Below are 22,368 nucleotides of genomic sequence, written 5' to 3'. Positions count from 1 at the left end.
TTACAAAATGGCAGACACTACCACAAACGAACCAACAAAACTTGAATTTATTCAATATCACCAGCCAGCTTTAAAGGACGGTAACTATAAAATTACTATTCAACAGAAAATTACTACCGAACAAGTTAATGAATCCTTTTCTATCACTAAAACCTTTTCTGTATCAGGAGAACGCTTTAATTTAAACCCGACAGATATCCATGCTGTATTCCCTCCTAATGATAGCTTAGGGGATCATTCTAAAGTTTTACCTCATATCATTCTTAATCGTAGTACCCTTCCTTGGGAACGCCAGGCTGATAATAATAGCATCAATATCCCTTGGTTAGCGCTTCTATTATTTGAAGAAGGAGAGGTAACAGAACCCAAAATTATAACCCTCGAAGCCTTACAAGGTATTAATAGTACTGCTAAATTTCCGAAAGTCGTCCTAGAAAATGGACAACTTGATGATGACAAAGTAACGGTTATTGATGTCAATAAAAAAATATTAGGAAAAATTTTACCAACTAAAGAAGATTTAGCATATCTTGCTCATGTACGTCAAGGAACAGATAATCAAGGCAATTTAGTTGACGATGAATCAGCCCTAGCCGTCATTATTTGTAACAGACTCCCTAAAAAAAGTGCGAGAAACACAGTCCATCTTGTTTCTATAGAAGGACGCTATAACGATAATGGCTTCAACTTTCAAGGTGCGGGAGATAACGACAATATTCGTTTAGTTAGTCTCAAAGCTTGGAGTTTTTCCTGTATAGATGATAAGCAAAGTTTCCAGGGATTATTAGCAAATCTCAACCGTGAGCCTAGCACATTAAGATTACCTAAAATTGATAATACCGAAGCGGAAAAATATCTCTCAATGGGTTATGTTCCCCTACCGCATTTTTTACGAGAAGGAAGCAAGACTTTTTCTTGGTATCATAGTCCTTTAACAACTGGGAACAATCCTACTGATAATATCACCTTACCAATTCGTGTAGCCGATGAGCTAGTGCGCTACAATCCCAATAACGGTATGTTCGATATTTCCTATGCTTCGGCTTGGGAATTAGGACGATTACTAGCTTTGCAGAGTAAAAACTTCTCTGTCAGTCTCTACAACTGGAAACGCACCCACAAACAGGGACAAATTATTCAAAATACAGAAAACCATTTACCATTCTATAACAATCAGCCTAATACTGAACTACCTGATGCGATCGCGTCCTGGTTTACAGGCTTAAGTCTTCTCAAAGGTGTCCCCTTCAACTACCTCATCCCTGATGAAAATCTCTTACCCATAGAATCCATCCGCTTTTTCTGGATCGATCCCGTATGGATAGAATGCTTATTAGATGGAGCATTCAGTATTGGACGAGTAACCTCATCAGACCATAGTCATGATAGTAGCCATAAAGCAAATAACAATAGTCCTGCTACTAACCCTCATGAAATAGTCACTGGCTTTTTACTGCGATCTGATGTAGTAGCAGGCTGGCCTGGTTTAATCATAGATGGTTACAATAAGGTGATTGATAATAATTCCTCTATTTCTGACCAAGATAAACTTCCCATACTGCGACAAGATCGGCTTTCAGCGAATGTGTTGATTTGTCTATTCAAAGGAGAAGTAAAAACACTCCAGATTCACCTAAAACCAGAAACACTACATTTTGGACTAGATTTTGATAGTATAAAGAAAACCTTCTCAAAACAATTAAAAGACTTAAATGGCCAACAAACAAATATATTGTTGGACAATATAAGCTGGAAAAATAACGATGCAGCCACAAGAACGCTCGATATCAATCAACTTGCGGCAAATATTAAAGCTAAGTTGAAGACAAACAGCTTTACCTCTGCTGAATTTGCTTTAGAGATGATTGAAGGCGTAGATAAGGTGAGTTTTAGCATAAACAGATGAATTGAGGGAGTATCCCAAATAGCCCTCATCCCCTAACCCCTTCTCTCATTTATGGGAGAAGGGGAACTAGAACCATTTCTCCCCTCTCCCAAGTTTGGGAGAGGGGACGGGGGTGAGGGCGCACAGGTTTATGTACACTCATTGGGATGCTCCCTGAATCGATCTCATCCATATAGTTTGTTGCTGTTAAAAGCTCTGGATTTCACATTTCGTTACATAGTTGACAAAATTCCTCCCATTCTTAAGGCAAAAAGTATAAAAATTGCTGTTAATATCCGTGCAATTCAGGTATAAAATCAAGTTTGTATAAAAATCAGTTTCACTTTCCGAAACGAGGCTGACAAATCCTGTAGAGAAAGGATAAGTTAATTAATAACTTATACCGGTATGTCACCAGCTATGGGAAAAGAACTGGCAATTTGCACTCGTGGACTGACTAAGCAATTTGACAGACATGTTGCTGTTAATGACATTGATTTAGAGATCCAGACTGGTGAGGTTTACGGACTTATAGGTCCCAACGGTGCAGGTAAAACGACGCTGATTAAAATGTTAGCGTCGGCTGAAGAACCAACTACAGGTGAAATTTATATTAATGGCGATCGCCTTGTGTGCGACCAAAGCAACCATACCTTTAAGCGTCACTTAGGTTACTTACCAGACGATTATCCTCTATATGATGAGCTCACAGTTTGGGATTACCTAGATTATTTTGCACGCCTGTACTATATACGAGAACCACGTCGCACACAGCGTCTGCATGAAGTTTTAGATCTCATTCAATTAGGCAACAAACGCAAAAGCTTAATATCTACCTTATCTAGGGGTATGAAGCAGCGTTTATGTCTAGCACGAACGATTATCCATGAACCGATTGTACTGCTATTAGATGAACCTGTTTCGGGACTTGATCCAATTGCACGGATGCAGTTTCGTGAAATTATCAAAGTGTTGCAAGAAGCAGGGATGACTATACTAATTTCTTCCCACGTTCTTAGTGACTTAGCACAGTTGTGTACCTCAGTGGGAATTATGGAACTGGGTTTTTTAGTAGAAAGTGCCTCACTAGAACAACTTTATCATCGTCTTTCCCGCCAGCAAATTGTCATATCAACACTAGGGAAATTAAAGGAACTTTTGGGTGAACTCAAAAATAATCCCTTGGTAGAAGAGTGGGAAGTGCTTTCTACAAAGAACAGTGTGCGTGTGAACTTTTCTGGCAAGCAGGAGGATTGTGCTGATTTATTGCGATCGCTGATCCAAGCTGGAATTCCCTTAACTGATTTTCACACTTCCCAAGAAGACCTAGAAACTATTTTTCTCAAACTAGGTCATAAACAGGCTTCTTAAAGAGGGAGCACCTTAATCAGTGAACAGTTATCAGTAATCAGTTATCAAGAGGGGTTATGGGTTAGGAAAGCAAAGTGTTTAATTAATTGTGTCAGTTATTTGAGGAGTTTTTTATATGATGCTCAATTTTATTGATAGGTTAGGAGATTGGAATCCGCAACTGTTTCGAGAGATGAAAGGGCGGCTCAAAGTTTTATCTGTAGGTATAGCAATCTTTGTATCATTGCTTGTTCAGTCTTTGCTAGTACTATTTCAGTTAGGTAATGTTCCTACACAGGAATATTCATTTTATGGTGAATACTGCGGGTTAAGACTATCTTATGAACAGCAAAGAAATCAACTGCAAGAACAGTATCACAACCTACAAAACCAGTTTTTTATCAATAGCCAAGAGAAGCAACTTAATCTTGCCAATCTTGAGGATATCAGAAATAAAATTGCTCAAACTAAAGAGAAACTAGATGACATTAATCTAAACTTTTCCCAGCCTTATTGCACATTAGATGCAATTAATTTTCAGAAATGGTGGCAAGACCATTATGGCTACTTATTTCTATCACTTAGTATCATTTTTGTCTTTACGCTATTCTTGGCAGGAACCTACTTACTTATCAACGATTTAGTCAAAGAATATCGTCGTGGTACATTGAATTTTATTCGCCTCAGTCCTCAGACAGCAACAAGCATTTTCATCGGGAAGTTGCTAGGAGTGCCAATTTTAATTTACCTGGTGATTGCAATAGCAATACCTTTGCATATTTTCGCAGGAATTAGCGCAGGAATTCCCTTAGTTTCGATTTTAAGCTTTTGGGCTGTTTTAATTGCAAGCTGCATTTCATTTTACAGCGCTGGGGTACTATTCAGTTTACGTCCTTCTTGGTTTAGTGGTTTTCAACCTTGGTTAGGCAGTGGATTACTTTTACTGTTTTTAATAGTGACGCTGCATCTATCTGACTATCCTAGCGCTTACTCAAATTATGTCACAAGTTGGCTGGTACTGTTGAGCCCTTTTACTACCATGGCATATTTGTTGCCAACATTAATGCACACACATGATGGGTTAAGCTTAAATCAATTGCAGTGGTTTTATTTACCGCTTGGTTCTAGTAACCTAAGTTTTGTAGCATTCAGTCTCATAAATTATACGCTATGTAGTTTTTGGATTTGGCAAGCAATCAAGCGCTGTTTCCATAATCCAAATGGGACAATGTTGACTAAGCAGCAAAGTTATACGTTGGTGTTTCTTTTTGAGATCATGATTGTAGGATTTGCTGTCCAGGGACGAACCACTGCTGATAATTGGCGGAATATCGCGTCGACGAATTTTATTTTGATATCTTTCTACAACTTAGTGTTGTTGATGGCTCTAATTATCATGCTTTCACCACAGCTTCAAACTTTACAGGATTGGGCGCGCTATCGACACCAAGAAAATTCTGGACGTCGGGGTTTCAAGTCTTTGTTCCACGATTTAGTAAAAGGCGAAAAAAGTCCTGCATTAATAGCGATCTCTATTAACCTTATTATTGCAAGTCTTCCATTGCTAATTGGGATTGTTTTACTACCAGTAGATGCTGTTAATAGTAATATTTTTCATACAACCACCAAAATCAAGTTGATTTTAGGTGTGGCTTTATTCTTCAGCTTGATGATGATTTATGCAACGATATTTCAGATCGTCATGATGCTCAAAAAGTCTAAGCGAGTTGCTTGGGGAAGTCTAGCTGTATCATCAATTGTTTTGCAACCGATAATTGCTCTATATCAAGGCAGTCACATACAAAATAATCCTGTGCCGTGGCTATTTTCAATTTTTTCCTGGGCTGGTATAGAATATACCACAACGACAACAATTTTCATGGCCGTCTTAGCTGAATTAAGTGTCTTGACGTTATTAATCTTTAAGTTAAAAAACCAGTTGAAACTAGCAGGGGAGTCAGCTACAAAAGCACTAATTAGTCAGAAATCCTGACAAAGCCCTACAGGGAGAGGAAGCAGGGAACGGGGATCTGTTAGCAGTGATGGGAGATGGGAAAACCGACACTCCCTACCGCCTGCTCCATGTTTTTGACTTTTGCGCAGCGGTGCTAGTCATCTCAAAGCTTTTCTCACCAATTGGGGAATTTGAGAAGGGCGTTCAGCTACTGGTACTCGTATTTCATTAAAAGCAGCGACTTTGCTTTTTGCTGTACCGAAATCGGGATCTCGCCCCACAACTGCTGCTAAAGTCCCGGTGTGACGCCAATGTTTTACTGGTGGTGCTTTTGTACCTGCAACATAGACAATGACAGGTTTATCGATCGCCTCAACAATGTACCTTGCTGCGGCTTCTTCTTGACCACCACCTGGTTGACCAACTAAAACGATAACCTGTGTAGCTTCATCTTCATCAAGAATTTGTAGCCATTGAATAAATGACGAACCAACAACTGCATCACTACCAATACTGACACTAATTGATTGTCCCAAACCAGCTTGAGTGAGTTCTCTTGCTATTTCGTAGGTAAGAGTGGTGCTACGACTGAGGATTCCCACAGGACCAGGGGTATAAAATTCGCTTGGTTGAGTCCCTAACAGAATTCTCCCTGGTACAATAATTCCTGGGCTATTTGGCCCAACTATCAAAGTTTCTGTAGCCTCAGCCTTGCGAAGTAACTGCACCATATCTAAAGGTGGTACCCCTGGGGAAATAATGATGATTTGACGGATACCAGATGCGATCGCTTCTAACGCTGCATCTAAAACCTCGTAAGGATCTACACAGATTATTGTGGTATCAATCATTCCAAATTGCCCTATGACCTCTTCTACCAAATCAAATATTGGCAGATCGTATGCTAGTTGCTGTCCACCAGATCCTGAAATCACTGCAGCTACCAGATTTGTACCGTAGGATTTCATTTGAGCCACATTAGTTGGTGTTATAAATTCACAGAAGCCTTGAATTAATACTTTGCTGTTTGGCGTTAAGTTCATAAAAAAGCACCGAAATTGAATAGCCCAGTAGCTAAAGCTTCTGAGAAGAAAAGGCAGAATACAACGCGTCAGACGGATTCAATTTGTAGTTTTGTAGTATTTCTTAGCTCTCAAGTTTAAGTTTGCAATTCCTCCTAATTAAGTTAAATAGATTACAACTCAACCAATCAAAAAACTTTGTAATTACGTAAACTTATGTACTATTATGAACTATATATATTCAAATAAACGCTCTACTTTAAACTCTTAAGAGAAGTAAAATAATCTACATAGAGGTAGATCCAAATACTAACCGATTTACTGATAAAATTGTTAAACTCTTTTGTAAGCTGTTGATTTAGCAAGACGGACTGCTTCTGCGACCGCTTCATCTAAATTATCCACTACAATAAGCGCATCACCGTAGATTTTGAGTTTTGCGAAATATTGTCTAGCTTTATCAAACTCAAAACCTGCAAGACGCAAAACCAAACGAGGAAAATTTCTCTCTCGGGGGTTTATACTGCTAATAGAACTTATACCTTGTGGCTGGAATTGACCTGTGTGCTGTTGCACAAAGTTATCAATCACTTCAACTACACTTTCAGCTTCAGCAATATGACTAAGAAAGTTAACAAGTATCACTTGAATGCTTTTGTCAGCGGCTAAATTCTTCAAGGCTTCGTCTAAGCGACTTTTAAAAGTTGTCGGTGAGGTATTGATAGGAGAAGCATGTCGTAGATTTACGCAAACACCAGGCTTTCCACCAGCACTAGCAACTAAATCTAAAGTTGCCATGACTGAACCAGCACCATTGCCTAAAATCCCAATTTTACCGTTGAGTTCTACTCCATCCCAATCGCCCCAGTTCCTGATTGTTTCACTACTAGTGTAACGATTTACCATTTTTTTCGCTATTTCCGCAATATCAGGATGACGTCTGATTGCTCTTTCATTAATGCTGACACTACCATTGAGAGTCATCACTTGACCAGAGTCTTTCACAGCTAGAGGATTAATTTCTACCAAATCTAGGTCTTTTTCCACAAATAGGTGGTACATTTTTTCCACAACAGCGCTTACCGACTGCATTAAGTGACCCTGTAAGCCCATTTTCCAAGCCAACTGTCGCGCGTAAAATGGAGAGAATTCCTGTTCAACAATAACATGCTGCATTTTCTCGCCTGCGGACTCCCAATCAATGTCTGGTTCTTTGCAACCTAAAAGTACCGGACGACAAACAGCAGTATCTAAAACCACCGCTAGATAAAATTCTTGTTCCGCATCATACTTAGCTTCTGCTAGTAATACTTTTGGTAGTTCTCCTAAAATTGGTAAATTGAAAATATTTTGTGCGGTGGCGATCGCATCAATAGTCGTTTCTACGGCTCTCACCCCACCAGCTTTTTCTCTTCCACTCGCATGAACTTGAGATTTCAGTACAATTGGGTAGCTAATTTTTAACCGTTTTAAATCTGTAGGATGGCTAATTCGTTGGGAAGGCAATACAGGAATGCCTATTTTCCCAAACCATTCTTTAACTTGGTATTCTAACAAATCCATCGACATACACCTTTTTTTACTAAATTTACTATGTAGCTACGGTGCTGCCCTTAAATATAATTGCCGCACCCTGCTTGAAAAATAAAGTATTATTACTGTTATCTTTAAAATCAAAAATTACTCATTGGTAATTCCAAATCTGTTTTTTATCAGTATTTCCCAAGAGAATAGATGGTAGATTTATTTACGCCTATGATTATCATAAGTATTACTTAACCCGGAAAAAATATCTTCCTTTTCTCAATTTTATGTAATTTAGTAGATTAGATTAATTATTTTTTCAAATTAACCCACTCTTGTCAAGTTAACAATATTTTAACAAAAAAAGATCCGTATTTTATCTTATTTGAATCTGATATGCAAAGTTAAAAAATTGACGAGATAAACCGCGAGTGATTAACAGCGTCGTCAGTACATTAGCAAAAGTAATTATAAACATGATAACAATTTGGTAGGATGCAGCTTCGCGTGGATTAACACCGCTTAATAACTGTCCCGTGAAAATTGGCGGCAGCGACACCATGCCTATAACCATCATTTGATTGAGGGTAGGAATTAATCCAGCGCGAATAGCCTCTTTGCGATATTGAGCAACTGCCTGTTGTGGAGTTGCACCTAAGCTCAAGTGAGTTTCTATTTCCATCTGGCTACTGTTAATTACACTGACAAGACGTTCTCCTGAAATAGCGGCGGTATTCATAGCATTACTAAATACAATCCCTGCCAAGGGAATTACATACTGCGGTTCATACCATTTATCTGGGTGAATTATCAACAAATGACTATAAACCAGTGTTAAGACAGTACTGACCAAAATTGCTCCCCACACTAAGAGCAACGTCTGAGGACTTTTTTGAGTAATGCGATTTCGTGCGACAATCGCTGCAATTATCAACAATACTGCTAAAATCGCCAAAACTGCCCAAGGATTGTCAACAGCAAAGATGAAGTCTAAAACGTATCCTAAGACCACTAGTTGTAAAATGCTTCTCCCCGTAGCAAGAGCCAAATTTAACTCTAGTCCTATTCTTTCCCACGCAGATAAACCAATGGCTATGCCCATTAATGCTACCGCACTAGCCAAATTCACTAAATCCAGTTTAATTAGATCTTGCATAGGTTTTTTATCTTTTTGTGGTTCAATAATAGTAATTTATGAGTGAGATGGCAGTAGTATTACTAACAATTCTCTACTCAAGAGCAGAAATCGAACACCAGAGGAACTTTCATCGTTGGTATTTGTCCTTGTTTGTTATATCTTAGATCTTCCCTAGCAAATGGTAGCTTCGTTGATAATTCACCTAAGTAAAAACTCTTACAAAGGTCAATTTGAGTAGACATTCTGCCAGTAGCTTTTTCATTTCAAGTCCAATCTGCAAAGGCTTAGCATTGGCATCTATCTTCAAAAATTAAGATAAAAACTCATGATTCAAAGTGTACAGTCCATTCCTGCTTTTGATATCAAGCAACAATACGCAAGTATTGAAGCAGAAGTGAGTGCAGCCGTATTGGAGGTTCTAGCTTCTGGTCGTTATATTGGTGGTCCCTCAGTCGAAGGCTTTGAGCAACAATTTTCTGCTTATATTTCTGTCGCACAATGTGTTGCCTGTAACTCTGGTACTGATGCACTCTACCTAGCGCTCAGAGCATATGACATTGGTGCAGGCGATGAAGTTATTACTACACCCTTCACGTTTATTGCCACCGCCGAAGTTATCAGCACTCTAGGTGCAAAGCCTGTATTTGTCGATACTGATGCCACTACGTTTAATCTAGATATAGAGCAAATAACAAAAGCAATCACACCCAAAACCAAAGCTATTATACCAGTGCATTTGTTTGGGCAGCCTGTCGATATGACAGCACTAATGGATATTGCAAAAGTCCAAAATTTAGCAATCATCGAAGATTGTGCGCAAGCAACAGGAGCAAGTTGGCAAGGGCAAAAAGTAGGAAGCATTGGACATATAGGTTGCTTTAGTTTTTACCCTACTAAAAATCTTGGTGGTTGTGGCGATGGTGGAGCAATAACCACAAATGACCCAGAGCTTGCTGCTAAGCTAAGGATGCTAAGGGATCATGGGCAAAAAAATCGCTACATCCATGAAGAAATTGGTGTCAATAGCCGACTAGATGCAATCCAAGCTGCTATTCTTCAAATTAAGCTGCGTTACCTAGATGTTTGGAATAACCAGCGCCGGACGATAGCAGATCGTTACCACCAATTCTTGAACCAAATTCCTGGTATAATTCCACCCCAAGAATTAGCTGGAGGGTTGGGAGTATGGAATCAATATACCATTCGGGTTTTAGGTGAAAAAAGGGACTGGCTTCGCGCTCAATTACAAGAGCGAGGCGTAAATACAATGATTTACTATCCCCGCCCTCTACATTTGCAGCCAGTTTATGAGAGCCTGGGTTATAAAGTCGGACAATTAGCTGTGGCAGAGCAAGCCTGTCATGAAGTTTTATCCTTACCCATGTTCCCAGAGTTATCATCTGAACAGCAAGATCAAGTCATATATGGCTTGAAAGATTGTTTGGCATAAAGGGCAATGGGCAGACGTCATAGGGCATAGGGCATGGGGCATAGGGCATGGGGCATAGGGCATGGGGCGTGGGGAGTAATCTTTCTTTTCTTCGCGACGGGTGACGCTCCGCCCACCGCCCGCTTTTAAGGCACAACATTTACGAAACCGAATTGCCGAAAGTGATGATCAAACTTCTAGAGGCATGGCAGCAATTTCCGCCAGAATTTCTTTAGGAGTTTTGTCTTTAGGTGTTAGAGTTACAGTGACTTCAACACGAGTTCCCTCAGCTAATTGAATTGGCTGTAATAGCCTAAGTACTCCCTGCTCATAAACAGCTTCTATACTTATAGTCATCTACAAACCTCCCGATACGTTTACTGACATCTTGCACCCGGACTGAATCAGCCCGATCCCCCACCCAGAACTGAAGTTCCGGGCTAATAGCTCGCATTCCGTTGAAATGGACTCAAATCCTTGAGCAGTCCTCTAAAGAGGACTTTAGCTATTAGCCAGCGATTTAAATCGCTGGCTGGCTGACAGCCCAGGTGCAAGATATCAGTTTAGAAACCATGTGTCTTTAGGCCACGGAGGGAAACGAACGGGTAATGTATTACCCGTCCCAAATTTTTAACACACAGGCATACCCATATTGTTTATGGATAGCTTTACAGAATTTTTGCGAAATTCTTTTACAACAAACCAAGCTTTAACCGACTTTAATCCCAGTTGCTAATGCTTCCACTAAGCCCCGCACAGCAGCAATCATTGCCACTTCGCTGTTAAGTTGGTTGATGGCAGAACCAACACCAACACCAGCAGCACCAGCAGCAATAGCAAGGGGTGCTGTCACGCTAGAAATACCGGAAGCACACAGCACTGGTACTGATACTGCACGAGAAATTTCGTAAGCTGCTGCTAAGGTAGGAGCAGCTTTTTCGATGAGTCCTAATGCACCAGAGTGAGTTGGATGGCTACTGGTACCGCCTTCAGTTTGGATGATGTCCGCACCAGCTTTTACTAGATCATCTGCTAACTGTACTTGTTGATCTAATGGGAGAATGTGGGGAACTGTGACAGAAAGGGTAATCTCAGGAAGAAGAGCACGAGTTTGATGAGTTAATGCCAAAACTTCCGGAGCTTCAAATCTACGTCCTTGGGCATAGAAAGAATCGAAGTTACCAATTTCAATCAAATCTGCTCCAACGGCTACAGCTTCGACAAACTTCTGAGGTTCAACTGCTGAAACACAAATAGGCAGATTTGTCAATTCTTTTGCTAATAGAACTAAAGCGGGATCGGCGGCGATATCTACAAAAGTCGCACCGCCTAGATCTGCTGCCTTAACTGTTGCAGCTACGCGATCGCTATCAAAATTATTCAACCCACTGATAACCTTGAGGGCGCGGCGCTCAATAAATGCACGTTTGAGTAGAGGATGCATCGTCATATTTGTATGAGTCAAGCTTTGAAAATTAGGATTATTGTACCGCTTCCCTGCTGATAGGGCTAACTTCTCATTAGCACTTCCTTATCAATGGGGAAGTGGTCTATTATGTAGACAAAAACTTTGTCGATGAGCTATAGCGCTATGTATTCCCCAGTGCTTGAAAAACCTGCCACCCCAAAGACTTCATATGTTCTACTAGATAATGTTAGTTGGGATCAACTTGAAAAGCTGGATGTGGATCTAGAAGGTACAGGCGCGCGACTAACTTATTTGGATGGAACTCTAGAAATCATGTCCCCACTTTCTGACGATCATGAAGATTTTAAAACAACCGTTGCAATGTTGCTTGAAACCTACATGCGAATCAAAAATATCCGTTTTTACGGTCGGGGAAGCGCTACACTAGGTCAAAGAAAAGACGGTACGCGAACAGAGCCTGATGAGTCTTATAACTTAGGGACTAAGAAACCCATTCCTGATCTGGTCGTTGAAATTACCGTTACCAGTGGTGGAATTGATAAACTACAGGTCTACAAACGTCTCCGAGTTCCAGAGGTGTGGTTTTGGGAAGATGGGACGCTTTCTGTTTACTGTTTACATGAAGAGGAATACCAAAAGGTGACAAAAAGTTCTTTACTTACAAGCTTAGATTTAGAATTGCTGGCAAAGTTTTCGCGTATGGGAGATCAGTATGATGCTGTGAATGAGTTTAGCCAGATTATCACGGAACAGTAGGAAGCACAATTAGTCTCACAAAGAACTTTGTGTGTCAATAGACTTGGTCAATGGGTAAGTCCTAAATATTGGAATTAGAAGAGATGTTCTAGAATAGTTACATGGTCAACCTGATATAATACCTGCTTTATGGACATCAGTGTCAGCTTTCCTGAAGAATTGTTGATTGCCTCTAGAGAGACCCCTGAAACATTTTCGCACTTGGTGATGATTTACACTCTAGGACATCTGTACGAACAAGGGAAGATTTCGTCTGGTATCGGAGCGTCAATCCTAAACTGTAGCCGACAGGAATTCTACAGAAAGCTTAGTGACTATGGATTTTCAGTTATTGACTTAGATCCTGAAGAACTTGATGCTGAAGCTATTAGCAGTCGAGAAATTGCGACTCGGACGAAAAATTTGTGAAAGTTGTTGTTAACGCCACTCCACTGATTGCACTTTCACTCATCAACCAGCTAGAACTGCTGAATAAATTGTTTGATGAAGTGTTTGTTCCCCTTGCGGTGTATCAGGAAGTTGTGATTCAAGGTTCAGGTCAACCAGGATCTGCCGAACTCGCTAGTGTTCAATGGATTCAGGTACAAGCTCCTCGAACTTCACCAACAATTGAACCTTTACTGTTAGGGTTAGATAAAGGCGAATTGCAAGTGTTACTTTTGGCTAAAGAAATTCAAGCAGATTGGGTAATCATCGATGAACGATTGGGGAGGCGGATTGCACGAACGATGAAGTTACCTGTAAAAGGGACTGTAGGAATAATGCTTGCAGCTTGTCAGGCAGGACTAATATCGAAGACACGAGCCATAGAGGCTGTTCACCAGTTGAGTAAACAAGGAATTCACATCAGTTCTCAGGTCATGGCATGGTTTGAAAGTGAGCTACGTAAGAATTAAGGCGAAAGCCGCCAAATCTTGATAGTCTTATCCGCACTAGCACTCAAAAGCTTCTTCGCATCTGGACTAAAAGCAACAGCAAAAACCTCGCCTGAATGACCTGTTAAGGTTTTTACCTCGGCTCCTGTGCGTAAATTCCAGATTTTAACAGTTTGATCATCACTACCAGTAGCGATCATTTTACCATCTGGACTAAAGGCGACAGCTTGCACATTAGCTGAATGACCTGTTAGAGTGCGTATTTCCCTACCTGTGTTTGGATTCCAGACTTTAATCGTTTTATCATCGCTAGTACTAACCAACAGATCACCATTTGGACTAATAGCAAGGGCATTAACATCACCTGAATGACCTGTCATAGTGCGTATTTCCTTTGCTGTATTAAAATTCCACACTTTTATTTTCCTATCCGCGCTTCCACTGATAAGGGTTTGACCGTCTAAGCCGAAAGCAACACATAAAACAGCACTAGAATGGCCTTTGAGAGTGCGAATTTCACCTCCAGTTTTTAAGTCCCAGATTTTGATAGTAGTGTCATAACTACCACTAGCAATATTACGACCATCTGGACTAATTGCCACAGAATTAACAAAACTCTTATGCCCCCTAAGAGTTTGTTTTTCGTTTCCAGTGTTCAAGTTCCAAACTTTGATGGTGTCGTCTTTACCACCGCTAACAATAGTTTGACCATTTGGACTGATGGCAACAGAATAAATCCAGTCTGAGTGTCCTCTAAGGGTCCGGATTTCCTTTCTAGTGTTAAGATCCCAGAGTTTAATGGTCTTGTCATCACTGGCACTAGCAAAAGTACTAGTTTGAGGAATTAAAGCGAGGGAATTTACTTCGTCTAAATGTCCTGTCAGGGTTGTGAAAGGTTCGAAGCTTTGCCAGTAGCGATAACCTGCTAATCCTAAAACCAGAATGGCAATCCCGACTACCGCTGGATTTTTTAACTGGTTTATTTTTTGAAAAAAACCTCTTGAAGAAATTAATGTTTTGGGGATAATCCGTGATGGCGGTTTTGTTGCAGAAAAATTTCGTGGAGTTGATCCCGATAATTCATGTAAAACTTCGTGCGTAAACTGGTAGCGCTTATCTAAATCTTTTTGTAACAGCTTGTCTAGCACCTGCTCCAATTGAGGAGATATGGGAGATTTTAGGTATTTTCTCCAATGGGTTACCCAGCCATAGCCCTGTTCCAGGTACAAGTGAAATGGATAGACTCCCGTTAAGAGATGAAAGCAAGTCACACCTAAACTAAATAAATCACTCGCTGGCGATGCATGACCATATTTCATTTGCTCCATCGGAGCATAACCTTGTGAACCAATGCTTGTACCTGGTTGGGTTGGAGCGGTTCCTGTTAACAGTTTGGCTACCCCAAAATCAATTAGTACCAGATCCCCTTGGGGCGATCGCCGAATAATATTTTCTGGCTTAATGTCACGGTGAACAACGTGGTGTTCGTGGACAAACTGGAGAACTGGCAATAATTCACTTAAAAGTCGCCAAATCTTTTCCTCGTTAAAACTTCCCTGCTGTTTCAGTTCCTGTTGTAAGGTTTGCCCTTTAATGAGCTGCTGAACCAAATACAGGTAATTATCTTGGCTGAAGTAAGCATACAAAGTTGGTATTTGTGGATGTTCTCCTAACTCTTGTAGATGCCGTGCTTCTTCTTGAAACAGCTCAATTGCCTTACGCATAGCACCAGTTCCATGAACCTGCGGCACTAGCTGCTTGACTACACACTGCTCTTTTAGCTTGTCTTCATCTTCTGCCAAAAAAGTTCTGCCGAATCCACCACCTCCAAGAGGTTGGATAATGCGATAGCGGTTCCGCAACAAAGACACCAGTTGTGTCCCGCAACTTTGGCAGAAGTTTGATCTTTTAGGATTTAACGGCTTCTCGCAACTGGGATAAAGGCAGTAGACCATAGTTAGGGATCTATCAGCCGTGTGATTATATCATGAATTTTTCTGCGATATTTGTTAAGTTTTGGTATTTTATCAAGAAGAATTCAGGATTCAGGAGTCAGGAGTCAGAATGAAGTTGTTGGTTTAAAATCTCGTCTACTCGTTACCGAGACAAGGGTTGAAACTTTTCCTAAAACACCGTTCCTTTATGGGTGGTGTATTCTGGCTCCTGTATTCTGACTCCTGACTCCTTTTAATAACTTTGCTTGTCGTTACCAACATCTTTTTTAGTCGATGCTGCTCATAGCCTCGTATGATTAAAATATAACGAAAATATAAAGTCGCGAGATTTCTCGGCATAACATGGGCAGTATTTGGGAACTAGATTTTTACTCGCGTCCTATACTGGACGAAAATCAGAAAAAAGTTTGGGAAGTCTTGGTGTGCGAAAGTCCCTCAGATACGCGCACGAAAATTGATTCTTTATTTCGGTATGCTCAGTATTGCCCGAGTACTGAGGTTAACTCCGTGACATTGCGTCAGGCATTGGAAGAAGCAATCAGCAAAGCTGGAGAACCGCCGAAAAGAATCCGCTTTTTCCGACGGCAAATGAACAATATGATCACAAAAGCTTGCAAAGACTTGAGCATACCCGCTCAGCCTAGCCGTCGCACTTTAATACTTAATCAATGGCTAGAGCAAAGGATGGAGGAAGTGTACCCGAATGAACCAGGGTATCAAGCAGGCACTAATCCCTCAGTACGGGTAGAAAATCCTTCACCCCAACGCTTACCAGATGCGTTGGAAGGACAACAATGGGCATTTGTTACCTTACAAGCAAAAGAACTGGAGGAAATGCATGAATGGGAAATAGGCTTTGGCGAAGGTTTTCCGTTAGAAATGGCACAGGTTTCTCCTGAAGATCGAATTCCTGGTATTTTGATTTTCTCTCCTAGAGCATTGCCAATAGCTGCCTGGATGTCTGGTTTAGAGTTGGCTTGGTTAAAGTTTGATGACAGTCAAGGCGCAAGATTACTTTTAGAGACTGGTTTTAACGAAAGCTGGATTGTGGCAAGTATCAAAAATCCCCAAACCTTAGCAGAAGCGAAAGGTTTTGAACAAGCAAAGCAAAAAGCAAATGGCGTGCATTTTATCTCAATACAGTCTGATCCGCAAGCAGAATCTTTTACTGGGTTTTGGCTGTTGCAAGAGGTCAATCTGCCGTAAATTTGGGAATGGTTAGTGGTTAGTCATGAGAGGGGACTGGGTAATGGGTACTGGGTACTGGGGAAAAGTTCTTTCCCAATCACCAATCCCCAATCACCAATCCCCAACAATTAACAACTAACACCTAACAATTCGAGAACCGACAACAACCATGGTGCCTGAAAACTTACAAGAAGATCCATTAGCAGAACAACTCCTAGAACTAGCTACAAAATCTGGAGCAGAAGCCGCAGAGGTTTATCAGTCGAGATCGCTATCGCGACCAGTGTTTTTTGAAGCTAACCGACTCAAGCAGTTAGAAACCAGTCAAGCTGAAGGCATAGCTCTACGGCTGTGGCGAAACGGATGTCCTGGACTAACTGTTGCCTATGGTCCTGTAGAACCACAAGCAATGGTAGAGCGTGCTATACTCCTGAGTCAGCTCAATCAACCCGAAGTCGTGGAATTAAACGGTGATTTTAAGCCTTCTTACCCAAATTTAGGGGAAGACGTGCCAGTAAAAAAGTTGGTTGATTGGGGCAAAGACGCGATCGCCCTTATTCGCTCAGTTTATCCAGAAGTTGTCTGCGCTGCTGATTGGGAATGTGATCTTGAAACTACCAGACTTGTTAACAGCAAAGGTTTAGATTGCTACTATACTGATACGACTCTTAGCTGCTATATAACAGCAGAATTGGTAAGGGGTGACGATTTTTTAAGTGTTTCTGATGGTCAAATTGAACGTAGTCAACTCCAATCAGAGAAAGTCGCCCAACAAATTATACAGAGGTTAGACTGGGCAAGAGAAAATGTGCCTTCTCCAACAGGGCGGGTTCCTGTTTTGTTCACTTCTAAAGCAGCCGATATGCTTTGGGGTACTGTCCAAGCAGCTTTGAATGGTAAGCGAGTACAGGAAAAGTCTTCCCCCTGGGGAGAACGCCTCGGTCAACTTGTTACATCACCCACCCTTACCCTCTACCAAGATCCTCAAGCAGGACCATATAGCTGCCCATTTGATGACGAAGGTACACCAACCCAGCACCTAGTCTTTATCGAAAATGGCGTGTTGCAAAATTTTTACTGCGATCGCACTACTGGACGCCATTTAGGTATGACTTCTTCTGGTAATGGTTTTCGTCCTGGTTTAGGCAGTTATCCCACTCCTGGGCTATTTAATTTTTTAATTGAGCCAGGGTCTGGATCTTTACAAAACTTAATTGAACAACTAGATGATGGCTTGGTTGTGGATCAAATGCTGGGAGGAGGAAATGGTATTTCTGGCGATTTTTCCATCAATATTGATTTGGGCTACCGGGTCAAAAATGGTCAAGTCACCGGGCGAGTTAAAGATACCATGGTCGCAGGAAATGTCTACACAGTTCTTAAACAATTGGTTACACTGGGTGGCGATGGGGACTGGAATGGTTCTTGCTATACTCCGTCTCTCATAGTAGAAGGATTATCAATCATTGGAAGAAACAGTTGAACAGGATTGTTGTAACTAACTAGGAATGGGGTTTACCACTTTTGAAACCTGAATCTTGGATTTATGTATCACCTCTTTCTGTTGTTCATCGCTTTCGTACTCTATGGCACCCAACAAAAGGTTTAGCGATCGCAGAAGCGTCTGTTATTGGTATCGTTGCTGCTTTATCCGCTGTTTTACTGAAATTTGGAACACAATGGCTAGGAACATGGCGAGTAGAGACTACTGAGTTTCTACCGGCTTGGGTTGCTTTACCGACAATTGGTCTTTGTCTTGGCTTTTTGGCTGGTTTACTAGTAGAAAGGTTAGCCCCAGAGGCTGGTGGTAGTGGTATCCCCCAAGTCAAAGCAACTCTAGCTAACATACCCATGAGATTATCCTGGCGTGTGGCTATTGTGAAGTTACTAAGTGCCATCATTGCTTTGGGTTCAGGCATAACGCTAGGAAGACAAGGTCCCACAGTCCAAGTAGGAGCCGGTTTAGCAGCAGGAATCAGTCGTTTGGTTCCCACGTCCCCAGACCATCGGCGACAAATGATTGCTGCTGGTGCTGGTGCTGGTTTGTCAGCGGCTTTCAATGCTCCAATTGCAGGTGTATTGTTTATCGTCGAAGAGTTACTTCAGGATTTATCAGGACTCACCCTGGGAACAGCAATTATCGCTTCGTTTATTGGTGGGGTGGTATCTCGGCTATTGGGTGGTAGTGCTCTCCAACATCTCCTGCAATCAACAGAATATACTAGCAGTTTTTCAGTTCCAGAAATCCCTTTTTACCTAGTTATGGGGATTTTAGCTGGATTGTTTGCTGCATTGTTTAATAAAGGTGTTGTCTCGAGTATTAAGTTTTACAGAAAATTCCGCATGAGCTTACCTATGCGGGTAGCTTTAGCCGGAATGATATCTGGTGCTGTAGTTGCTCTGCTACCTGTCTCTTTTCGGGATACTACTAAGTGGGGAGATTATATAATTAGTGGATCTGCTAATCCTACTTGGGCAGCGATCGCTTTTGTTGCCGAGTTTATCCTTACCTTGGTTGCCTTCGGTTCAGGAGTTCCCGGAGGATTATTTGCACCTAGTCTTGTATTGGGCTGTACTCTCGGCTACTTAGTAGGTGTCTGCCAGTCTTACGTTTTAGGAGCTGCTTCCCCTATTACTTATGCTTTGGTAGGGATGGGAGCATTCTTTAGCGCTGTTTCCAAAGTGCCAATCACGGCAATTGTGATTGTATTCGAGATAACAATGGATTTTACTTTGGTGCTTCCTTTGATGATTGGTTCTGTAACATCCTACTTAGTTGCTGACAAGCTCTTGCCAGGATCACTTTATAACAGAATTTTAAATTTAAATGGCATCGATATTGAAAAACGAGTCTCCGATGAAGGGATTTTGACGAAGTTAAAAGCAAACGATGTGATGCAAGAGCGGGTAGAAACCTTAGAGGCCAATATAACTATAGATGAAGCCGTACAAGCTTTTTCATGTTCCCATCACCGAGGTTTCCCGATTGTAGAAGATAACAAATTAGTAGGAATTATTACTCAAAGTGATTTCCTAAAAATACGTGATCGAAACTTAGCAGGCAATACTCCAATAACCGAAATAATGACTAGCAGTCCATTGACTGTGAAGCCTCTTGATAACCTAGGCAATGTACTCTATTTACTAGACCGCTATAAAATTAGTCGGTTACCAGTTGTCGAAGGACGGAGGCTGGTTGGGATTATTACCCGTGCAGATATTATTCGTGCAGAAGCAAATCATCTTAATTGCGACAGCAAGCAAACAGGACTGAGATCAGATCCTTCTTATGTAGTCTATCAAACGCGATCGCCTAGCACTGGCAGGGGTAGATTATTAGTACCGATCGCGAATCCCGACACAGCAGGAATCCTATTAGAAATGGCAGCAGTTATTGCTCGCGATCGCCATTATGAATTAGAGTGTGTGCAAATCGTGCTTGTCTCCCGCAACACAACTCCGTCAGAAGCACAAGTTAGGACAACAAAGAGTCGGCGCTTGCTGCGACAAGCCGAATTTATGGGAAAAAAGTGGAAGATTCCTGTTCATACACAAATACGAGTTGCTCATGATGTCGCACAAGCAATTCTAGAAACCATCAAAGACCGACATATAGACTTGATTTTAATGGGGTGGAAGGGTAACACTTCTACTCCTGGGCGTATTTTTGGTGACGTTGTCGATACTCTAATTCACAAAGCAACCTGCGATCTTGTGTTAGTGAAGCTGGGTACAATCAACTTGGTAACAGAACAGATAACAGATCTTTTTCCTGCAGAACTCACAAATAAAGTAACTCCTAAAAAATCCTCTGCAACTCACTCGTTTAACCGTTGGTTAGTCCCCATGGCTGGTGGTCCTAATGCATCGGTAGCACTTAAACTCCTCCCTGCATTCATAACTTTAGGTAATAACCCACAACCAGAAATTCACCTCGCTCAAGTATTTAAGCCATCAGAGTCACAAGCAAATCTGACACTGTTAGAACAAGCGAGCCGTCAGCTTCTTCATCAGCGAAGACTGAATAACACATCAGTCACCATGATCCCACTTAAAGCAGATTCTGTTTGTGATGGAGTTATTAACTTGGTGAGAAGGGAACGTTACGATGTTATCGTTTTGGGAGCTTCTCGTGAGGGAATGCTACAACATGCAATTAAAGGTAATATCCCAGAGGCGATCGCATCTGGTGTGGAAAGCACAGTGATTTTAGTTAGAGGAGCGCTTAATAATTAAAGGAGGAGCATAGGAGCAGCGAAATGAGTAGATACTCAACCTATGCCCTATGCCCCATGCCCCATGCCCCATGCCCCATGCCCCATGCCCCATGCCCTGAAAAGCGTCACGGTTTTGTTCACTTTGAACGATTATACGAAATCTTAATAGTTCTGAAAAAATTATAAAGTTGGTTATTTTAGCACGAAATTAAGTTACCACTAGTACATTACTTAATGTAATTCATCTCTATATGGACATAAAAAAACGACCAAATACTAGTACCCCTCCCTGAAAAAAATTCTAAATCCTTATCCTTTAAGGCTTTAAACAGTTGAGTACATGCATAATAAAATATGCTACACAGAGGTGAGGTAGCTGATATAACCCTGTTTATATACAAAATCTTTATGAAGAAGGTTTGTGCAATAGACATGGTTCAGCTAACTAGTCCTGTGATGAAACCGAATCTCTTGAGGTTTCTGACAGTCTGTTTATTAACCTTAGTAGTGCTTTCTCCAGCTTTAGGAGTGATAAGCCTGGTTTGGATGCATCATCTTGATTTTATCGCGACACAGCATTTACTCTATGCAGTTAAAGATGCTCAGCAATTAAGTACTAATCGGGAGAATACAACTATCTATGTGCTAGTATGTTTGATGTTTTTTGCCCCCATTAGTCTTTGTTCAGGAATTGCTTTGCATAACAGATATGTTCTTTATCGTGCTGCTGTGTTGCGAAGACAAGTTGAAATCTTAGAAAAACTGTGGCAGCGAAATACTTATCCAGAGGAAATTTATTTATGAAAGAAATTCCCCTTGGGGTTTTCACCCTAATTGCTGGCATATTAGTGACTCTCATTAGCTTGTGGGTAGCGCAAAATAATTCTCTTCTGCCAGAGCAAGCTTCTCTACAAGCGCCATTAGTAGACAATTTCTTTAACGTGATGGTAGGCATTGGTACTGCTTTGTTTTTAGTAGTACAAGGGGCAATCGTATATTCTCTGATAAAATTCCGTCGTCGTCGCGGTGATAATGGTGATGGACAGCCCATCGAAGGTAACTTTCCTCTGGAGATTTTGTGGACTCTAGTACCAGGAATCATTGTTATCGGGCTAGGAATTTATAGTGTAAATGTTTACACTGAAATGGGAGGAATTGAGGTGAATTCCCATCACATGATAGCGCACGATTCAGAGCCCAACTCTAGCTCAATTGGTATTGGTTCTGCACCTGCAAACGAAGGCAAACCACCATCTCTAGTGGTGAACGTGAGCGGAATGCAGTACGCTTGGATCTTTAATTATCCTGATAGCGATATAAATGCTGGTGAATTACATGTTCCCATTGGACAAGACGTACAGCTTAATATCTCTGCAAATGATGTCATCCATTCGTTTTGGGTGCCACAATTCCGGTTAAAGCAAGATGCAATTCCTGGACAACCGACACAGTTGCGGTTCACTGCAACAAAAACAGGAGAATTTCCGATAGTTTGCGCTGAACTTTGTGGCGCGTATCACGGCAGTATGCGTTCTTCCGTGGTCGTCCACACACCAGAAGATTTTGAACGCTGGCTGCAAGAAAACCGCGTTGCAGAACAGCCAGAAACCGACCAAACCGTTGCAGTACATTCATAGCCTATTTTT

General features: G+C 41.2%; 18 protein-coding genes. 12 read left to right on the top strand and 6 right to left on the bottom strand.

From position 1 onward, the window contains the following. Positions 1-7 precede the first annotated feature (7 nt). The 3 genes from G4P69_RS04325 (at position 8) to G4P69_RS04315 (ending at position 5,228) form a co-directional block, all read left to right on the top strand. Positions 8-1,906, top strand: a complete 1,899-nt coding sequence (locus G4P69_RS04325; RefSeq protein ID WP_208340853.1) for a hypothetical protein — start codon at positions 8-10, stop codon at positions 1,904-1,906. Positions 1,907-2,305: 399 nt separating this feature from the next. Continuing rightward, positions 2,306-3,256, top strand: coding sequence for an ABC transporter ATP-binding protein (locus tag G4P69_RS04320; RefSeq protein WP_208340898.1), 951 nt, complete (start codon positions 2,306-2,308; stop codon positions 3,254-3,256). A 115-nt stretch (positions 3,257-3,371) separates the two neighbouring features. After that, on the top strand, positions 3,372-5,228 hold the full coding sequence (locus tag G4P69_RS04315) for an ABC transporter permease (RefSeq protein ID WP_208340851.1): 1,857 nt from the start codon (positions 3,372-3,374) through the stop codon (positions 5,226-5,228). A 119-nt stretch (positions 5,229-5,347) separates the two neighbouring features. Here the strand turns inward: G4P69_RS04315 and G4P69_RS04310 are convergent, their stop codons facing one another. From G4P69_RS04310 to G4P69_RS04300, 3 genes are all read right to left on the bottom strand, one after another. Then, positions 5,348-6,232: a succinate--CoA ligase subunit alpha gene (locus G4P69_RS04310; RefSeq protein ID WP_208340849.1), complete on the bottom strand. Its 885-nt coding sequence runs from the start codon at positions 6,230-6,232 to the stop codon at positions 5,348-5,350. Positions 6,233-6,544: 312 nt separating this feature from the next. Further along, complete coding sequence (locus G4P69_RS04305) at positions 6,545-7,774, bottom strand: succinate--CoA ligase subunit beta (protein ID WP_208340847.1); 1,230 nt, start codon at positions 7,772-7,774, stop codon at positions 6,545-6,547. 337 nt (positions 7,775-8,111) lie between these two features. Beyond that, positions 8,112-8,891: an ABC transporter permease gene (locus tag G4P69_RS04300; protein WP_208340846.1), complete on the bottom strand. Its 780-nt coding sequence runs from the start codon at positions 8,889-8,891 to the stop codon at positions 8,112-8,114. Positions 8,892-9,198: 307 nt separating this feature from the next. On the opposite strand from G4P69_RS04300, the gene G4P69_RS04295 reads away from it, so the two are divergent. Further along, positions 9,199-10,323: a DegT/DnrJ/EryC1/StrS family aminotransferase gene (locus G4P69_RS04295; protein ID WP_208340844.1), complete on the top strand. Its 1,125-nt coding sequence runs from the start codon at positions 9,199-9,201 to the stop codon at positions 10,321-10,323. 168 nt (positions 10,324-10,491) lie between these two features. Here G4P69_RS04295 and G4P69_RS04290 read toward each other — a convergent pair whose 3' ends face one another. Continuing rightward, positions 10,492-10,659 (bottom strand): antitoxin family protein, encoded by a 168-nt coding sequence (locus G4P69_RS04290; RefSeq protein WP_208340842.1) that lies wholly within the window; start codon positions 10,657-10,659, stop codon positions 10,492-10,494. A 352-nt stretch (positions 10,660-11,011) separates the two neighbouring features. Then, the gene (locus G4P69_RS04285) at positions 11,012-11,752 is read right to left on the bottom strand and encodes a DUF561 domain-containing protein (protein WP_208340896.1); all 741 of its coding nucleotides are present in this window, start codon (positions 11,750-11,752) and stop codon (positions 11,012-11,014) included. A 126-nt stretch (positions 11,753-11,878) separates the two neighbouring features. Between G4P69_RS04285 and G4P69_RS04280 the strand changes: the two genes are divergently transcribed. From G4P69_RS04280 to G4P69_RS40195, 3 genes are all read left to right on the top strand, one after another. Beyond that, the gene (locus G4P69_RS04280) at positions 11,879-12,487 is read left to right on the top strand and encodes a Uma2 family endonuclease (RefSeq protein WP_243902301.1); all 609 of its coding nucleotides are present in this window, start codon (positions 11,879-11,881) and stop codon (positions 12,485-12,487) included. A gap of 129 nt (positions 12,488-12,616) precedes the next feature. Then, positions 12,617-12,895 carry a UPF0175 family protein gene (locus G4P69_RS04275; protein ID WP_208340841.1) on the top strand — a complete coding sequence of 93 codons (279 nt, stop codon included), beginning with the start codon at positions 12,617-12,619 and terminating at the stop codon, positions 12,893-12,895. After that, a complete protein-coding gene (locus tag G4P69_RS40195; protein ID WP_208340839.1) occupies positions 12,892-13,383 on the top strand; it encodes a DUF3368 domain-containing protein in 492 nt (163 codons plus the stop codon). Before G4P69_RS04275 ends, G4P69_RS40195 begins: the two co-directional genes overlap by 4 nt. Here G4P69_RS40195 and G4P69_RS04265 read toward each other — a convergent pair. Beyond that, the gene (locus G4P69_RS04265) at positions 13,380-15,317 is read right to left on the bottom strand and encodes a serine/threonine-protein kinase (protein WP_208340837.1); all 1,938 of its coding nucleotides are present in this window, start codon (positions 15,315-15,317) and stop codon (positions 13,380-13,382) included. The genes G4P69_RS40195 and G4P69_RS04265 overlap by 4 nt on opposite strands. Before the next feature lie 342 nt (positions 15,318-15,659). Here G4P69_RS04265 and G4P69_RS04260 point away from each other — a divergent pair, with 342 nt between their 5' ends. The 5 genes from G4P69_RS04260 (at position 15,660) to coxB (ending at position 22,359) form a co-directional block, all read left to right on the top strand. Beyond that, a complete protein-coding gene (locus G4P69_RS04260) occupies positions 15,660-16,523 on the top strand; it encodes a Tab2/Atab2 family RNA-binding protein (RefSeq protein ID WP_208340835.1) in 864 nt (287 codons plus the stop codon). Positions 16,524-16,674: 151 nt separating this feature from the next. Beyond that, positions 16,675-17,988 carry a TldD/PmbA family protein gene (locus tag G4P69_RS04255; protein ID WP_208340833.1) on the top strand — a complete coding sequence of 438 codons (1,314 nt, stop codon included), beginning with the start codon at positions 16,675-16,677 and terminating at the stop codon, positions 17,986-17,988. A 41-nt stretch (positions 17,989-18,029) separates the two neighbouring features. After that, positions 18,030-20,741, top strand: a complete 2,712-nt coding sequence (locus G4P69_RS04250; RefSeq protein WP_243902300.1) for a chloride channel protein — start codon at positions 18,030-18,032, stop codon at positions 20,739-20,741. A 389-nt stretch (positions 20,742-21,130) separates the two neighbouring features. Beyond that, positions 21,131-21,526 (top strand): hypothetical protein, encoded by a 396-nt coding sequence (locus tag G4P69_RS04245; protein WP_208340831.1) that lies wholly within the window; start codon positions 21,131-21,133, stop codon positions 21,524-21,526. Further along, positions 21,523-22,359, top strand: coding sequence for a cytochrome c oxidase subunit II (gene coxB / locus G4P69_RS04240; RefSeq protein ID WP_208340829.1), 837 nt, complete (start codon positions 21,523-21,525; stop codon positions 22,357-22,359). Before G4P69_RS04245 ends, coxB begins: the two co-directional genes overlap by 4 nt. Positions 22,360-22,368: the final 9 nt, after the last annotated feature.

Source organism: Aetokthonos hydrillicola CCALA 1050, from assembly GCF_017591665.1.
GTDB lineage: Bacteria > Cyanobacteriota > Cyanobacteriia > Cyanobacteriales > Nostocaceae > Aetokthonos > Aetokthonos hydrillicola.
The sequence above is the reverse complement of the archived record's forward strand: the minus strand, read 5'-3'. Positions and strand labels throughout refer to the sequence as shown.

Bases quoted from the DNA above. Each gene is read 5' to 3' on its own strand.
- G4P69_RS04325 (WP_208340853.1), top strand. From the start codon at position 8: ATGGCAGACACTACCACAAACGAACCAACAAAACTTGAATTTATTCAA.
- G4P69_RS04320 (WP_208340898.1), top strand. From the start codon at position 2,306: ATGGGAAAAGAACTGGCAATTTGCACTCGTGGACTGACTAAGCAATTT.
- G4P69_RS04315 (WP_208340851.1), top strand. From the start codon at position 3,372: ATGATGCTCAATTTTATTGATAGGTTAGGAGATTGGAATCCGCAACTG.
- G4P69_RS04310 (WP_208340849.1), bottom strand. From the start codon at position 6,232: ATGAACTTAACGCCAAACAGCAAAGTATTAATTCAAGGCTTCTGTGAA.
- G4P69_RS04305 (WP_208340847.1), bottom strand. From the start codon at position 7,774: ATGGATTTGTTAGAATACCAAGTTAAAGAATGGTTTGGGAAAATAGGC.
- G4P69_RS04300 (WP_208340846.1), bottom strand. From the start codon at position 8,891: ATGCAAGATCTAATTAAACTGGATTTAGTGAATTTGGCTAGTGCGGTA.
- G4P69_RS04295 (WP_208340844.1), top strand. From the start codon at position 9,199: ATGATTCAAAGTGTACAGTCCATTCCTGCTTTTGATATCAAGCAACAA.
- G4P69_RS04290 (WP_208340842.1), bottom strand. From the start codon at position 10,659: ATGACTATAAGTATAGAAGCTGTTTATGAGCAGGGAGTACTTAGGCTA.
- G4P69_RS04285 (WP_208340896.1), bottom strand. From the start codon at position 11,752: ATGACGATGCATCCTCTACTCAAACGTGCATTTATTGAGCGCCGCGCC.
- G4P69_RS04280 (WP_243902301.1), top strand. From the start codon at position 11,879: ATGAGCTATAGCGCTATGTATTCCCCAGTGCTTGAAAAACCTGCCACC.
- G4P69_RS04275 (WP_208340841.1), top strand. From the start codon at position 12,617: ATGGACATCAGTGTCAGCTTTCCTGAAGAATTGTTGATTGCCTCTAGA.
- G4P69_RS04265 (WP_208340837.1), bottom strand. From the start codon at position 15,317: ATGGTCTACTGCCTTTATCCCAGTTGCGAGAAGCCGTTAAATCCTAAA.
- G4P69_RS04260 (WP_208340835.1), top strand. From the start codon at position 15,660: ATGGGCAGTATTTGGGAACTAGATTTTTACTCGCGTCCTATACTGGAC.
- G4P69_RS04255 (WP_208340833.1), top strand. From the start codon at position 16,675: ATGGTGCCTGAAAACTTACAAGAAGATCCATTAGCAGAACAACTCCTA.
- G4P69_RS04245 (WP_208340831.1), top strand. From the start codon at position 21,131: ATGAAGAAGGTTTGTGCAATAGACATGGTTCAGCTAACTAGTCCTGTG.
- coxB (WP_208340829.1), top strand. From the start codon at position 21,523: ATGAAAGAAATTCCCCTTGGGGTTTTCACCCTAATTGCTGGCATATTA.